14 protein-coding genes are annotated in these 14,697 nt (G+C 38.0%); 4 read left to right on the top strand and 10 right to left on the bottom strand.

Annotated features, from left to right (window positions below; translation table 11 throughout):
* The first annotated feature begins 106 nt into the window (after positions 1–106).
* Genes OOL07_RS07265 through OOL07_RS07275 form a run of 3 tightly spaced genes read left to right on the top strand, consistent with a single transcriptional unit; the run spans position 107 to position 1,889 of the window.
* Positions 107–766 (top strand): adenylate kinase, encoded by a 660-nt coding sequence (locus OOL07_RS07265; protein WP_264695886.1) that lies wholly within the window; start codon positions 107–109, stop codon positions 764–766.
* 1 nt (position 767) lies between these two features.
* Positions 768–1,646, top strand: coding sequence for a PfkB family carbohydrate kinase (locus tag OOL07_RS07270; RefSeq protein ID WP_264695887.1), 879 nt, complete (start codon positions 768–770; stop codon positions 1,644–1,646).
* A gap of 6 nt (positions 1,647–1,652) precedes the next feature.
* Positions 1,653–1,889: a hypothetical protein gene (locus OOL07_RS07275; protein ID WP_264695888.1), complete on the top strand. Its 237-nt coding sequence runs from the start codon at positions 1,653–1,655 to the stop codon at positions 1,887–1,889.
* Between the two features lie 7 nt (positions 1,890–1,896).
* Here the strand turns inward: OOL07_RS07275 and argJ are convergent, their stop codons facing one another.
* From argJ to secA, 3 genes are all read right to left on the bottom strand, one after another.
* Entirely contained in the window at positions 1,897–3,114 is a 1,218-nt protein-coding gene (argJ, locus tag OOL07_RS07280) for a bifunctional glutamate N-acetyltransferase/amino-acid acetyltransferase ArgJ (protein ID WP_264695889.1), read from the bottom strand.
* Positions 3,115–3,153: 39 nt separating this feature from the next.
* On the bottom strand, positions 3,154–4,092 hold the full coding sequence (locus OOL07_RS07285) for a hypothetical protein (protein WP_264695890.1): 939 nt from the start codon (positions 4,090–4,092) through the stop codon (positions 3,154–3,156).
* Between the two features lie 69 nt (positions 4,093–4,161).
* Entirely contained in the window at positions 4,162–6,891 is a 2,730-nt protein-coding gene (gene secA / locus OOL07_RS07290) for a preprotein translocase subunit SecA (protein WP_264695891.1), read from the bottom strand.
* A 62-nt stretch (positions 6,892–6,953) separates the two neighbouring features.
* Between secA and OOL07_RS07295 the strand changes: the two genes are divergently transcribed.
* Complete coding sequence (locus OOL07_RS07295; RefSeq protein ID WP_264695892.1) at positions 6,954–7,322, top strand: DciA family protein; 369 nt, start codon at positions 6,954–6,956, stop codon at positions 7,320–7,322.
* Here OOL07_RS07295 and lpxC read toward each other — a convergent pair.
* Genes lpxC through murC form a run of 7 tightly spaced genes read right to left on the bottom strand, consistent with a single transcriptional unit; the run spans position 7,308 to position 14,678 of the window.
* On the bottom strand, positions 7,308–8,222 hold the full coding sequence (gene lpxC / locus OOL07_RS07300) for a UDP-3-O-acyl-N-acetylglucosamine deacetylase (RefSeq protein WP_264695893.1): 915 nt from the start codon (positions 8,220–8,222) through the stop codon (positions 7,308–7,310). The two genes, OOL07_RS07295 and lpxC, sit on opposite strands and share 15 nt — an antisense overlap.
* Positions 8,223–8,242: 20 nt before the next feature.
* The gene (gene ftsZ, locus OOL07_RS07305; protein ID WP_264695894.1) at positions 8,243–9,385 is read right to left on the bottom strand and encodes a cell division protein FtsZ; all 1,143 of its coding nucleotides are present in this window, start codon (positions 9,383–9,385) and stop codon (positions 8,243–8,245) included.
* A gap of 43 nt (positions 9,386–9,428) precedes the next feature.
* Positions 9,429–10,664 (bottom strand): cell division protein FtsA, encoded by a 1,236-nt coding sequence (ftsA, locus tag OOL07_RS07310; protein ID WP_264695895.1) that lies wholly within the window; start codon positions 10,662–10,664, stop codon positions 9,429–9,431.
* Entirely contained in the window at positions 10,657–11,445 is a 789-nt protein-coding gene (locus OOL07_RS07315) for a cell division protein FtsQ/DivIB (protein ID WP_264695896.1), read from the bottom strand. Before OOL07_RS07315 ends, ftsA begins: the two co-directional genes overlap by 8 nt.
* Before the next feature lie 13 nt (positions 11,446–11,458).
* On the bottom strand, positions 11,459–12,391 hold the full coding sequence (locus tag OOL07_RS07320; RefSeq protein ID WP_264695897.1) for a D-alanine--D-alanine ligase: 933 nt from the start codon (positions 12,389–12,391) through the stop codon (positions 11,459–11,461).
* Positions 12,388–13,278 (bottom strand): UDP-N-acetylmuramate dehydrogenase, encoded by an 891-nt coding sequence (murB, locus tag OOL07_RS07325; RefSeq protein WP_413774131.1) that lies wholly within the window; start codon positions 13,276–13,278, stop codon positions 12,388–12,390. The genes OOL07_RS07320 and murB overlap by 4 nt, the downstream gene beginning before the upstream one ends.
* Positions 13,279–13,280: 2 nt before the next feature.
* Entirely contained in the window at positions 13,281–14,678 is a 1,398-nt protein-coding gene (gene murC, locus OOL07_RS07330) for a UDP-N-acetylmuramate--L-alanine ligase (protein ID WP_264696362.1), read from the bottom strand.
* Positions 14,679–14,697 lie beyond the last annotated feature (19 nt).

Genomic DNA, 14,697 nt, shown 5'->3' on the forward strand with positions numbered 1-14,697 from the left:
ATTGACACTCTTGGTCTTCCAAGATAGCGTAGCAAGAGTTTCTAAAAAATTCTAATAATTTACATAATCGATATAGCTTATTTGTATTAATTAAGGTGATTCCACGATGAGAATAGTACTACTAGGTGCCCCCGGTTCAGGAAAAGGAACCCAAGGAAAATTATTATCTGAAAAATATAATATCCCTCAAATTTCTACTGGGGATTTATTGCGGGCTGCAGTAGCCGCTAATAGCCCTTTAGGACAGCAAGCCAAAGCTGCAATAGATGCCGGTGCATTAGTCTCTGATGAATTGGTAACCCAAATTGTTGCCGAACGACTTATGCAAGCTGATGCAAGAAGAGGCTATATTCTTGATGGATTTCCTAGAAATTTGCCACAAGCTCAGACTCTAGATAATATTTTAAATGAACAACAAGAACCACTACAAGCGGCTATTTTACTTCATGTAGATTTAGAGATACTAACAAAACGCCTTACTGGTCGACGTGCTTGTAAAGGCTGTGGGATGATTTACAATATTTATTATTCTCCGCCTAAACAAGGATCACACTGTGATAAGTGTCATTGCAATGAACTGATTCAAAGATCAGACGATAACGAAGAAACTATTATCAATCGTTTACAAGTATATGAAGAGCAAACTGCTCCTTTAATTAATTATTATACTGTTCAAGATAAGTTACACCAAGTGGATGGAGAGCAGGAGATAGAGCAAATTACCCAGCAAATTATTAATATCTTAGAAACTATATCAAGTATATAAGGTGGCAAATATCTTAGGGGTTGGTAATACTACTTTAGATATTATTCATAGCGTAGCCTCTTATCCAAAGGAAGATGATGAAGTAAGAGCAATTTCCAAAGCACGCCGTAGTGGTGGAAATTGTTTAAACACTTTAACCGTGTTAAAACAGCTAGGGCATCATTGCGTCTTTATGGGAACATTAGCTAATGATATAGATGGGGTCTATCTCCAGCAACAAATAAAGACGCAGGAAATTAATGTTGATTACTGCCCTATCATAGCGGGAAAAACCCCTACTTCTTATATTCTTTCAAGTGAAGATACGGGTGCTCGTACCATTGTTCATTATCGAGATTTAGATTTACCAGAATTAAGTTTTGAAGATTTTAATCATATAAATCTCTCGCAATTTGATTGGCTTCATTTTGAAGGACGTAATTTACCGGAAATATCTAAGATGATCTCCTTTACTAGGAAAGAATTCTCAACGCTTCCTTGTTCTATAGAGATTGAAAAGCCAAGAGAAAATATAGAATCTTTATTCTCTCAAGCAGATGTATTGTTTTTTTCTCAGCACTATATAAATCACTTAGGATATAAGCATCCTAAAAATTTTTTAAACACCTTACAAGAGAAAATTCCTCATATAGACAAAATTTGCCCTTGGGGTGAGCAAGGAGCTTACAGCATGTTTTCTAATGGAGAGTTTTTTCATGAGCCTGCATACGCTCCAAGGCAAGTAGTCGATACATTAGGGGCAGGAGATACATTTAATGCTGGCTATATTCATGCTTGTTTAAATAAATATTCTTTTCCTAAGCGGCTCCATTTTGCTTGCCAGATTGCTGGTAAAAAATGTGAGCAAGAAGGCTTACATAATTTAATTAATATAGTTTGAGGTTTTATGCGTACTTTTAATGATGATAACGGAGTAGCTTGGCAAGCGGCACTTCTTGAGGCTTCCTACGGGAATATTATGTTAGTTTTTAGCCCTCTACAAGGAGAAGAGCATAGGAAAAAATTTATGGATACGCCGAATTTAGCAAAAGCAGATCAAAAGTTTCTAAGCTTTAGTGAAGAAGATCTGCGAGCTATGCTAAGAGAATCTACCCTATGGGATCCAGCAGCAGGATTGGAATAATTATCTTTTAGCTTCGATATTCTGCATTAATTTTGACATAATCATAGGAAAAATCGCAGGTCCAAATTTTACTGCTAATTTTACCTCGGCCTAAAACAACTTTAATAGTAATCTCTTCAGTCTTCATTACCTTTTGACCTTTCTCCTCAGAATATTCTGGATCAATAATTCCTTGGCTAATGACACAAAGATCATTTAAATAAAATGAAACTTTATTTACATCTAAATTTGGAATGCCACTGCGGCCTATAGCTGCAAGAATTCTTCCCCAATTAGGATCGCTAGCGAAAAAGGCAGTTTTCACTAAAGGAGAGTGGGCAATGGTATAAGCAACTTGAGTGCACTCTTGAGTAGTTGCCCCTTCTACTACTTCGACAGCAATAAATTTAGTTGCCCCTTCACCATCTCGCACAATAGCTTGAGCCAAATACTGACAAACTTGTGTTAGCGTTTGCTGAAAAATTATAAAATCTTGACTATCTATTGATTCAATAACGGCAGGTTTCTTTCCAGTAGCAAAAAGTACACAAGCATCGTTAGTAGAAGTATCCCCATCTACCGTAATCCGATTAAAACTATCTTCAACAGCTTGGTTGAGGCAAGTTTGTAGCAAAGATTTGGGAATCTTTGCATCGGTAGCAAGAAATGCAAGCATGGTAGCCATATCAGGGCGAATCATGCCAGATCCTTTCGCAATTCCAGTAATGGTTACTGTATGACCCTGAAGTGTACATTGAGCTGAAATTCCTTTAGGTACTGTATCGGTCGTCATAATTCCTCGAGCCGCTATTTCCCATCCAGTAGGCGAAAGACTATTCCATAACTTTGATATTCCTGCTTGAATAACTGCAACGGGTAATGGCATACCGATCACTCCTGTGGAGAAAGGTAACACTTGAGTTATTTCTGTATGATCCAGCTGAGCTAAAATAGTACAGCAGATTTTTGCATCTACTAGCCCTTGAGGGCCAGTACCTGCATTAGCATTTCCAGAATTAATAAGGAGCAGATGAGGAGAAGTTTGTGCTAAGTGAGCACGTGCAAGCGTAATAGGAGCTGCACAAAAGGCATTGCGTGTAAATACAGCAGCACAGTTACTTTCCTTTGACGCCTTAATGACTACCAGATCAAGCCGATTTTGATACCGAATTCCTGAAGCAATCGCTCCAAGCTCAATACCTTCAACAGGGATCAGTTTTGGTAATTGAGCAAGACCAATAGCCATTAAAGTACTCCTATAATATCCTAAAAAGATAGATACTAACTATGCATGGATATTATTTGAAGAAGAAAACAGATTTAAATCTACTAGGCTTCTTATTATGCCTATAAGTGCTACTCCTTTAATAATCAGGGCAGGTGCTGAAAAAAGAATAATATAGAGAGGTATAAGCCACCAACCAGATAATCCTTTTGAGATAAGAATGGCATATAGTGCAGCAATACCTTGAAAGAAATACAGCATAATTGCTGCCATAAGCAGATCTACCCATACACTTCCAGGTCCCGGCAAAATTTCTACTGTAATCAAAATTCCTAAAATAATAACTAATCCTGTAAGAATTTTAGGTAATTTTAGATTTGAAAACTCAGTACGGAAAGTTGTAGCTTGGTTTAAAAATGACTGCCATTTTCGAGCTAATAATATAGTACATATTAGACTAGCTTCAAAAAACATAGCGACAAATCCATCCATAAATTCTAAAGCTCCTTCATTAACAAACCCCTGAACAGTAGCACCAGGTACTAAAGAGATATGTTGTTCTAGCCATTTTTTCCACCAAAGTGGCATATTATCAGCTGCAAAATGAGTACCTACTATAAAAAGTACTACAAAAAACCCTGCAACTAAAAATGCAATAGTCATGGATCGACTAGCACATAGTACAAGTGTTGAGACAAAGTTAGGCAACCATAGTGTAAGTAAAATAGGTAAAACCACATCTACCTTATGAGGACCTAATATGTTAATACTAGAAAAAGCCATAAATAAAGCAATCACTGCAGCCCCCATACCTACAACCAACGCTTCTCTAGTCTTTTTTTCTAGAACAACTAACCCAATAATTGCACCGTGGAGATAAGCAAATAAGGGAAAGAAAAAGGAAAGAGCACCTGCAAATCCGCCTATCATAATAGCAAGGCTGTTATGCTGGATAAGTAGAAAAGTTGCCTCTCTCAGATCAGTGCTAATTTTACTCATGGTTAGTTACCTCTTAAAGATAAGGAGCGTGCACAAAATTATAGTATTTTACTATTTCTAGTAAGTAGCCTAATTCAACTTCCCATGGCAATGCTTAAATTTTTTCCCAGATCCACAAGGACAAACCTCATTACGCCCTACTTTTCGTTCCTCTCTTATATAGGGGGTTTTATTAGTTTCATGAATATCACTCGTATCCCTAGTATCAGTTTGCTGTTGTTCTGCTTCTGCCATCGCATTTGCTGATTCATGCTGATACTGCATAGTAGTCTGGTTACGGCGTTGGTCTTCAACAGCTTCTACATCTGCTTCTGTCTGTATTTGTACTTTAGCTAACAAAGTAACCACATCGTGTTTAAGACGTCCTAGCATTTCTTGAAATAACTCAAAGGCTTCTCGCTTAAATTCTTGTTTTGGATTTTGCTGTGCATAGCCCCGTAAATGTATCCCTTGGCGAAGATGATCCATGGTAGCTAAATGCTCTTTCCATTGGTAATCTAATACTTGAAGCATAGCTGCTTTTTCAAAATGGCGCATGATCTCAGCACCTACTGATTCTTCTTTAGCTTTATAGACTGCATCTGTAGCTTCAATAATACGCTCCCGAAGTGTTTCTTCATGCAGAGATTCATCTGTATGTAACCATTCGGTAAGATTCAGATGGAGGTTAAACTCACTGGCAAGTTCTTCCTGTAGTCCGTGAACATCCCACTGTTCATCAAGGCTGCCAGGAGGGATATGCTGATTTATAGCAGTATCGATTATATCATGGCGAATATCTGTTATAGTTTCCGAAATATCCTTAGCTCTCATGAGATCGTTGCGTTGTTCATAAATTACTTTACGCTGATCATTGGCTACATCATCGAATTCTAAGAGCTGTTTACGAATATCAAAATTATGCCCTTCTACTTTACGTTGAGCATTTTCAATCGCTTTTGTTACCCATGGGTGCTCGATGGCTTCCCCTTTTTCCATACCTAATTTATTCATCAACCCAGAAATTTTTTCTGATGCAAAAATACGCATGAGACTATCTTCTAAGGATAAATAAAACCGACTTGATCCCGGATCTCCTTGCCTGCCTGATCGACCTCTAAGTTGGTTATCAATTCTTCTAGATTCATGGCGCTCAGTACCAATAATGTGCAGCCCGCCATTTGTCTTTACTTGTGTTTGTCGCTCTTGCCAAACTTGTTTTGTCTGTACTGTTTGCTCCTTGCTTGAATCTTCATCTAAAACAGCTAAGTCTGCCTCTAAACTACCTCCAAGAACAATATCGGTACCTCGACCTGCCATATTAGTAGCAATTGTAACTGCACCTGCCTTTCCTGCTTGAGCAATAATATGGGCTTCTTTTTCATGGAATTTGGCATTGAGTACTTGATGCTGAATGTTTTCTTGAGTAAGTAACTTTGAAAGTAACTCTGAGGTTTCAATGGACGCAGTTCCTACTAATACAGGTTGATTACGATGGCAGCACTCCTTAACATCTTCAGCGATCGCTTGAAATTTCTCTTGAGCAGTTAAGTAGATTTTATCCCCGTGATCTTTGCGAATCATAGGTAAATGGGTAGGAATAACTACAACCTCTAGATCATAAATTTGTTGGAACTCATAAGCTTCTGTATCTGCAGTGCCTGTCATTCCAGAGAGTTTTTCATAGAGACGGAAATAATTTTGGAAAGTAATGGAAGCAAGAGTTTGATTTTCTCTTTGAATGGAAACCCCTTCTTTTGCTTCTACTGCTTGGTGAAGCCCTTCGGACCAGCGTCTGCCAAGCATCGTTCGCCCAGTAAACTCATCTACAATAATTACTTGATCGTCTTTAACAATATAGTCCACATCCCTATGGAAAAGCACATGGGCACGTAAAGCAGAACTAATATGATGCATTAAACTAATATTAGTAGCATCATAAAGATTCTCTCCTTCTTTCATTAAACCGATCTGGTGGATAATCTGTTCTACTTTTTCATGGCCTGTATCCGTTAAATAGACTTGGCGTGCTTTTTCATCTACGGTGTAATCTCCAGGACCATCTTCCTGATCTTGTTTTGTTAATTGGGGAATAACTTTATTAATTTTCTGGTATAGCTCAGAGCTTTGCTGTGCAGCCCCAGAAATAATTAGAGGAGTACGTGCCTCATCAATAAGAATTGAGTCTACTTCATCTACAATGGCATAGTGTAATTCTCGTTGAACTTTTTCCTCTAAGCTAAAAGCCATGTTATCTCTGAGGTAATCAAAGCCAAATTCATTATTAGTACCATAAGTAATATCTGCACTATAGGCTACCTTTCGCTCTGCAGGCTCCATATTAGAAAGAATGACTCCAGTAGATAGGCCTAAAAATTGATATAAAGATCCCATCCATTTAGAATCTCTTTGTGCAAGATAGTCATTAACGGTAACTACATGGACTCCTTTTTCAGGTAAGGCATTGAGATAGGCTGCAAGAGTAGCAACTAAAGTTTTACCCTCCCCCGTACGCATTTCAGCGATTTTGCCATCATTAAGCACCATAGCTCCTATAAGCTGTACATCAAAGTGGCGCATTCCTAATACCCGCTTGCCTGCTTCTCGCACCACTGCAAACGCTTCTGGTACTAAATCATCTAGATCCTCGCCTTGGACTAGTCGATTTCGAAATTCCTTAGTTTTTTCTTGTAGTTGTTCATCACTTAAATTTGATATGCTCGGTTCAAATGCATTAACTTGATCGACTACTTTATGCAGATTTCGCAATAAACGATCATTGCGGCTACCAAATACTTTATTGAGTAATTTAATTACCATAAGATTACTAGGATTTGATTTTTAATATTAAAAAAAGTTAAGTTTAATATAGGATTGATACTTTGAAAAAAATTATAGCAAATGCTTCTATACAAACGACTTCAAATCCACAATCCGTAAACAAACTGATCCGCTGTGCTCAAGGAAATCTCCAGTATATATTCTACCGCTCCAGATTTTTACAAGAACTCTCTTTAAGAGTAAATAAATCTTTACCTAAAGAGCTAGGAACTTACTGCCTAGTTGGCAATATTCGTGGTAACTTCCTTATTTTATATACTGACTCTGATTCTCGGGCTAGCCTATTACGTTATTATGTACCTACTATTATAAGAGATATTCAGCAATATCTAAAAACAACGCTCTCATATAAAGTAAAGATCAGAATACAGCCACTACTTTTTGATCAGACTAATTCATACTGTAGCTAAAGGAGAGGAAAATAAAAAAGGAGTTGATTTAGCTTTTTTCTCAAAAGTAACAATTTCCCAAGCTGTTTTATCTTCTATAAGTTGGCAAAGTAGTTTATTGTTCAAAGTATGACCAGATTTATACCCTTTAAAAGCACCAATAAGGGTATAACCTAGTAAATAGAGATCACCAATCGCATCTAAAACTTTATGACGAGCAAATTCATCTTTGTACCGTAACCCATCCTCATTAATGACCTGATAGTCATCTACTACCACTACATTTTTTAGATTAGCACCTAATGCTAGATTTAACTCTCGTAATCGATTCATATCCTTCATAAACCCAAAAGTTCGAGCCCGGCTTATCTCCTTCGTAAAAGAGGTGGAAGAAAAATCAATTTCGACTCCTTTAGGACAATCTTTAAAAGCTGGATGATCAAAATCAATAACGAATGAAACTTTAAATCCGTCAAATGGATCAAATCTTGCCCATCGATCTTCTTCTTCTATAAGAAGTGATTTTTTAATGCGAATGTAGCGTTTAGGAGCCTCTTGAGTAATAATACCCGCAGATTGAATTAGAAAAACAAAAGGACCTGCACTACCATCCATGATAGGTACTTCTGAACTATTTAGATCTACATAAGCATTATCAATACCTACGCCAGCAAAAGCAGATAATAAATGTTCTACTGTTGCGATTCTTGTATCGCCACTTATAAGCGTAGAAGAGAGATTTGTATCTCCTACGTTTCCTGCATGTGCTTTTATTTCTACTAGAGGATCGAGATCAACTCGACGAAATATAATACCAGTATCTACTGGTGCAGGATGTAAAGTAAGACAGACAGATTCTCCTGTATGTAACCCAATACCTGTTGCCTGTATTGAATTCTTAAGGGTACATTGTTTTATCATTAAGGAGGTAATTTTTATACTTAATCTGCCTGGCGACGTAGAAATGCAGGCACATCCAAATAATCCATACTATTTTCACTTCCTTCCATAGATTTCTTATTGTATTGCGATGAGTGGTGGCGAATCACAGTCGGTCGATCTAATTGAGTGTAATCAATAGGATCATCAATATTGGATGGATTAAAATGAGCAGATGGTTTTGTTTCAGATTGCCCCAACCCAGTAGCAACTACAGTAACCCTCAATTCATCTTCTAAACTTGGGTCAATTACCGTACCTACCACTACAGTGGCATTATCAGCTGCATAGTCTTTCACCGTATGTCCCACCTCTTCAAACTCGCCAATAGACATATTAGCCCCACCTGTGATATTTACTAATATTCCTCGAGCACCTCTTAAGCTAATATCTTCTAGGAGAGGACTTGCTACTGCAGCTTCAGCTGCTAATCTTGCCCTCTCTTCACCTCTAGCACTTCCAGATCCCATCATAGCCATCCCCATTTCTGACATTACAGTGCGTACATCAGCAAAATCCACATTAATCAATCCGGGGCGAGTAATTAACTCTGCTATACCTTGAACCGCACCAAGGAGTACATCATTAGCTGCTTTAAATGCGTTAAGCAAACTAATACTTTTACCTAATACAGGCATCAATTTTTCGTTAGGTATCGTAATGACAGAATCTACATACTGTGTTAGCTCTTGAATACCTTTCTCTGCAATAGCTGCTCGTTTACGTCCTTCAAAAGCAAAGGGGCGAGTTACTACCGCAACGGTAAGGACGCCCAGCTCTTTTGTTACTTGGGCAACAATAGGTGCTCCTCCAGTTCCAGTTCCACCACCCATTCCAGCGGTAATAAAAACCATATCAGCACCATTAATCACTTCCATAATCCGCTCTCGATCTTCAAGTGCTGCTTGGCGACCTATTTCTGGATCTGCCCCTGCCCCCAACCCTTTTGTAATGTTATTTCCGAGCTGAAGTACAGTTTGTGCACTACTGTCTTTTAGTGCTTGGGCATCGGTATTAGCAACTATAAAATCCACCCCTTCTATTTTGGCATCTACCATATGGCGAATAGCATTGCCGCCACCTCCCCCAACCCCGATCACCTTAATTACAGCACTTTGGGTATAAGAATCCATTAATTCAAACATATATAGTGCTCTCCTATCATCAGGATTTTAGTTCTGTAAGTTATCAAATATTTCCTTGAAACCAAACTTTCATCTTTTCCCATATTCCCGTTACACCTTTTAGGGAACGATTTTCTAAACTAGGAATATGGCGATGATTTTGCCCAAAAAGAAGTAATCCTATACCTGTAGCGTGGGCAGGATTTCTTACAATATCTGTTAGTCCCGTCATATAACCAGGAATACCTAGCCTTACAGGAGAATTAAAAATTAATTCTGCCAAGTCAATAGCTCCTTCCATTTTCGCACTTCCTCCCGTGAGAACAATTCCAGCACCTAATAACTCTTCATAGCCACTGCGCTGTAATTCCTGCAAAATAAGCTTAAGTAATTCCTCATAACGAGGTTCTACAACGCTTGCCAAAATTTGTTGAGATAGCCTGCGTGGTGGTCTATCCCCTACGCTTAGTACTTCTATATTTTCCTCTGCAGAGGCTAATTGGGTTAATGCACAAGCGTGCTTTATTTTTATATCTTCAGCATATTGAGTAGGCGTACGTAGAGCTACAGCAATATCATTGGTAATTTGATCACCTCCGATAGGAATCACCGCTGTATAGTGGATAGCACCATTAATAAAAATAGCAATATCAGTAGTTCCACCACCGACATCTACTAAGCATACGCCAAGCTCTTTCTCATCATGAGTGAGTACTGAATAGCTAGAGGCAAATTGCTGCAATACTATATCATCTGCATCTAGACCGCAGCGGCGAATACACTTAATAATATTTTGTGCTGCACTTAAGGCACCGAAAACTAAATGCACTTTAGATTCTAGGCGTACCCCGGACATACCTATAGGATCTCTAATTCCTTCTTGGTTATCAATCGTAAATTCTTGAGGGAGTACATGAAGTACTTTTTGATCTGCAGGAATAGCGATAGCTCGGGCAGAATCAATAACACGAGCGACGTCTTCTGGACTAACCTCTTTATCACGGATAGCAACTATTCCATGGGAATTCAAGCTACGAATATGATTGCCAGAGATTCCTGTAAAAACTGAGTGGATACGACAGCCAGCTGTTAGCTCTGCTTGTTCTACCGCTCTTTGAATAGATTGAACTGTGGAATCAATATTAACGACTACTCCTTTTTTTAACCCATGGGATGGGTGCACCCCAACACCTACTATTTCTAACTCTCCTTCAGGATGAGCTTCTGCTACAATAGCAGCTACTTTTGAAGTACCTACATCTAAGCCAACAATTAAATTCTTATCACCATACCTAGACATCTAATACTGCCTCACGAGCCCAAGTAGGTATTTCATTATTATGCCAAATTACTGAAAATCCATTAGCATAGCGCATATCTACTTTTTGTATATCTTCTTGATGTTGTTGTAATAGTTGAAGATAAATTTGGTAGAATTTAACTAGACGTTGCTGATTATATGCCCTACCAAGCACAAGTTCTATTCCATTATTAAAAATAATGTAGCAATCTTGCCGATCTCCGATGGAGAATTCAACAATTCGCAATCCTAACCCTTGTAATTGTTGTTGTATTGCTTTAAATTGGCTAGCCACTCGTTGTTCGCTACCAGTATTACCAATAATTTTTGGCAGGTTTTGTGGGAAACTCTCTAAGGGAGGAGAAAATCGTATTCCATCTATACTCACTAAAGATCTTTCTCCCCAGCGGGCAAGAGGGATTTGCTCTTTTACCTGTATCTTTAACTGATCTGGCCAAACCCTACGCACTTTTATTTGTGCAATCCAAGGTAGTTTCTTGGTGGCTGCTTGTACTGATTTTAAATCTATACCAAAAAATCCCTTTGCAACATCACTAGCAATAGCATCATTAATGTCTTGTTTATTAAGATGCTTAAATTCCCCTTCTATATTCACTTCTTGCAATGGAAGCCTTTTAGGATCCAAAAACCATTTAGTTCCTAAAATGATTAATCCAGCTAAAGATAGTAAAAATAACCCCTGTCCTATCACTTGCAATAATATAGGTCGTAATAATGGTTTTGGACGACTCGCTCCACGAATTTTTTTATTTTTTAGCATAACTTGTAATATTTCAATAGTTTTTCTCGCTACTTTCTAGTATTTTTAGAACGAGATCATTAAAGGTAATACCAGCTGCTTTTGCTGCCATAGGAACAAGACTATGATTAGTCATCCCAGGTACTGTATTTACTTCTAATAAATAGGGATTACCCTCCTTATCACATTTAAAATCTACTCTTCCCCATCCGCTTGCACCAAGTATATTAAAAGCTTGCAATGCAATATCCTGCAACAATCTCTCCGATTCACTTGTAAGACCACAAGGGCAGAGATAGCGGGTGGTATTTGCAAGATACTTAGCTTCAAAATCATAGAATTTATGGGGAGTTTCTAATCTAATAATAGGTAAGGGCTGTCCTAGAAGAATGCTTGCAGTATATTCTACCCCTGAGAGCCATTGTTCTGCTAGTATTAGATTATCAAAAACTTTTGCTTTGCTATAAGCAACCTCAAAATCCTCAATACTATCTACTCTAAAAATACCAACACTCGATCCTTGTCTTGCTGGTTTTACGATAAGAGGCAACCCTAATTGCTGAGCTACTAAAGGAAAATTAGTGGTTTCATCAAGCAGTAAAAAATCTGCAGTAGGTAACTGCAATCCTTGCCAAAGCTGTTTACTCTTTAGTTTATCCATTGCCAGAGCAGAACCTAATACCCCACTACCCGTATAAGGAATTTCTGCAAAATCTAGAGCTCCTTGAATAACTCCATCCTCTCCACCTTTTCCATGAAGTGCGATAAACGCACGTTGAAACTTCTCTACTTGTAGTTGAGCCATTGTATGTTTATTAACATCTATGCCATAGGAATCTACTCCTTCATCTATTAGTGCTTGTAGTACAGCTCGTCCACTTTCTAAAGAAATATTCCGCTCTGAGGAATTCCCTCCCATAAGCACAGCTACCTTGCCCCAATCTTGCCTTTCAGTAGTCAATTTCACATAGAGGATCCTATAATATGCACTTCTGGGGCTAAAGTAATACCTTGTTGTTGACTCACTACATTTACAACGAACTGTATTAAATGCTCTATATGAGCTGCTGTTGCTCCCCCTCTATTAATAATGAAATTTCCATGCTTTTCAGAAATTTGGGCATCGCCCATAGAAGTACCCTTAAGCTGACTTAGCTCGATGAGTTGACCTGCTTTTCTATTGATAGGATTACGGAATACTGAACCAGCACTAGGGTAGTGTATAGGTTGTGTTTGGTTGCGCTGTTTTAGCAAAGTACTAATACGCTGTTTACCACTATTTCCTAAAATAAATTTTAGTTTTACTGCTAAGAACCACTCTTGTACTGGCTTATAAACGGTACGATAACTAATTTTATAGTCTTGAGGAGAGCGTTGATGAATAATACCTCCTATAGTTACCGTTTCTACACTTATGACCAATTCCCATATTTCATAACCAAAAGCACCTGCATTCATTGCAAGTGCTCCTCCAATAGTGCCTGGGATTCCCGCAAGAAATTCAGCACCGCATAGACCTTCTCTCACGCAAAACTTGGCTAATTTAGAACAAGTTACGCCAGATTCAACCCACACTTCGGTATCATTGAGTCGTTTTATATTATTTAAAGTACCTACAGTAGTAATTACGGTGCTGAGCAGTCCGCAGTCTCGTACCAGTACATTGCTTCCTAAACCAAGCCAGAATAAAGACTCTTCTTTAGGTAAAATTTTAAGGAATGCCAGAAGATCTTCCCTATCTTTTGGTTTATATAGATATTTCGCAGGCCCGCCTACTCGCCAAGAAGTATATCTAGCCATTGGAACATGTTGTTCTAATTTTCCTCGAAGAAAAGAGGTATCTAAAATACTCAGTGTCAATTAATTTCTCTTCTCAAAGAGGTAGCTAATTGTTTAGCTAGGGTTGCAATATCGCCCGCACCTAAAGTAAGTAAAATATCCCCTTGCTGAAGTACATTTATTAAAAACTCTGTTGTTAGGTTATTTTTCTCTATAAACAATGGCTTTATTTTACTATACCTTTTTAATTCTTCTTGTAAAATAAGACTATCTATTCCTAGAATAGGAGTTTCTCCTGCGCTATATATTTCTAATAAGATAAGTAGATCTATTCGAGATAATATATGGATAAATTCTTGAAATAAATCACGGGTTCGGGTATATCGGTGAGGCTGAAAAATAACAACTAATCGCCGATTAGGCCAACCAAACCTAATTGCTTCTATAGTTGCAGCAATTTCTCGAGGGTGATGTCCATAATCATCTATTAATAAAATAGACCCAACTAACGTATTAATTTCTCCATAAGATTGAGATCGCCGCTCAATTCCAGAAAATACTTTTAATCCATTTTGAATAATTGTTTCTTTTATTCCTGATTCGTAGGCTACAATCGCTGCCGCTAGAGCATTTAATCCATTGTGGATTCCAGGGAGATTTAAAGATAATTCTAACCAATGGTTCTGACCCGGTTTGTCTATTAAAAATTTAATACAGCCCTGTTTCTGCTGTAGAGTGTGGAGACGATAATCTGCATCTTCAGAAATACCGTAAGTAAGTATAGGTCGTTCAATATCAGGAAGTAGTGACCTTAAAGTAGGATCATCAATACAAAGAACAGCTAACCCATAAAAGGGGAGACGGTGCAAAAATGCTAAAAATGCTTTTTTAAGTACATCAAAATCTCCCTTATAGGTATCCATATGATCTGCATCAATATTGGTCACTACTGCTAGAAGAGGTTGTAAATGCAAAAAGGAAGAATCGCTCTCATCTGCTTCAGCGATCAAATATTCACCATTTCCTAAACGGCTATTGGCTCCTATACTATTTACCTTTCCACCAATAATAAATGTAGGATCCAATTTAGCCTCACCAAAAATACTTGCAATAAGGCTAGTTGTCGTTGTTTTACCATGAGTACCAGCTACTGCTATTCCATAACGAAAACGCATTAGCTCTGCAAGCATTTGTGCTCTTGGTACAATAGGAATAAGTTGTGCTCGAGCTGCAAGTACCTCCGAGTTATCTTTATGAATTGCACTTGAGATGACTACGACATCACACCCTTGAATATGTTGAGCATGATGACCAATGTTAATTTTTGCTCCTAAATTAACTAATCGTTCTATAAATTGGTTTTTATTTAAATCTGATCCTGAAACTACATAGCCTAGATTAATGAGCACTTCAGCAATTCCTCCCATACCTACACCACCAATGCCAATCAAGTGAATACGCCGAATTCGGCGCATCATCGGGGGAATCGGTAGT

The organism is Candidatus Nitrosacidococcus sp. I8, from assembly GCF_945836005.1.
In the GTDB taxonomy this organism is placed as follows: domain Bacteria; phylum Pseudomonadota; class Gammaproteobacteria; order Nitrosococcales; family Nitrosococcaceae; genus Nitrosacidococcus.

Bases quoted from the DNA above. Each gene is read 5' to 3' on its own strand.
- OOL07_RS07265 (WP_264695886.1), top strand. From the start codon at position 107: ATGAGAATAGTACTACTAGGTGCCCCCGGTTCAGGAAAAGGAACCCAA.
- OOL07_RS07275 (WP_264695888.1), top strand. From the start codon at position 1,653: ATGCGTACTTTTAATGATGATAACGGAGTAGCTTGGCAAGCGGCACTT.
- argJ (WP_264695889.1), bottom strand. From the start codon at position 3,114: ATGGCTATTGGTCTTGCTCAATTACCAAAACTGATCCCTGTTGAAGGT.
- OOL07_RS07285 (WP_264695890.1), bottom strand. From the start codon at position 4,092: ATGAGTAAAATTAGCACTGATCTGAGAGAGGCAACTTTTCTACTTATC.
- secA (WP_264695891.1), bottom strand. From the start codon at position 6,891: ATGGTAATTAAATTACTCAATAAAGTATTTGGTAGCCGCAATGATCGT.
- lpxC (WP_264695893.1), bottom strand. From the start codon at position 8,222: ATGATAAAACAATGTACCCTTAAGAATTCAATACAGGCAACAGGTATT.
- ftsZ (WP_264695894.1), bottom strand. From the start codon at position 9,385: ATGTTTGAATTAATGGATTCTTATACCCAAAGTGCTGTAATTAAGGTG.
- ftsA (WP_264695895.1), bottom strand. From the start codon at position 10,664: ATGTCTAGGTATGGTGATAAGAATTTAATTGTTGGCTTAGATGTAGGT.
- OOL07_RS07315 (WP_264695896.1), bottom strand. From the start codon at position 11,445: ATGCTAAAAAATAAAAAAATTCGTGGAGCGAGTCGTCCAAAACCATTA.
- murC (WP_264696362.1), bottom strand. From the start codon at position 14,678: ATGCGCCGAATTCGGCGTATTCACTTGATTGGCATTGGTGGTGTAGGT.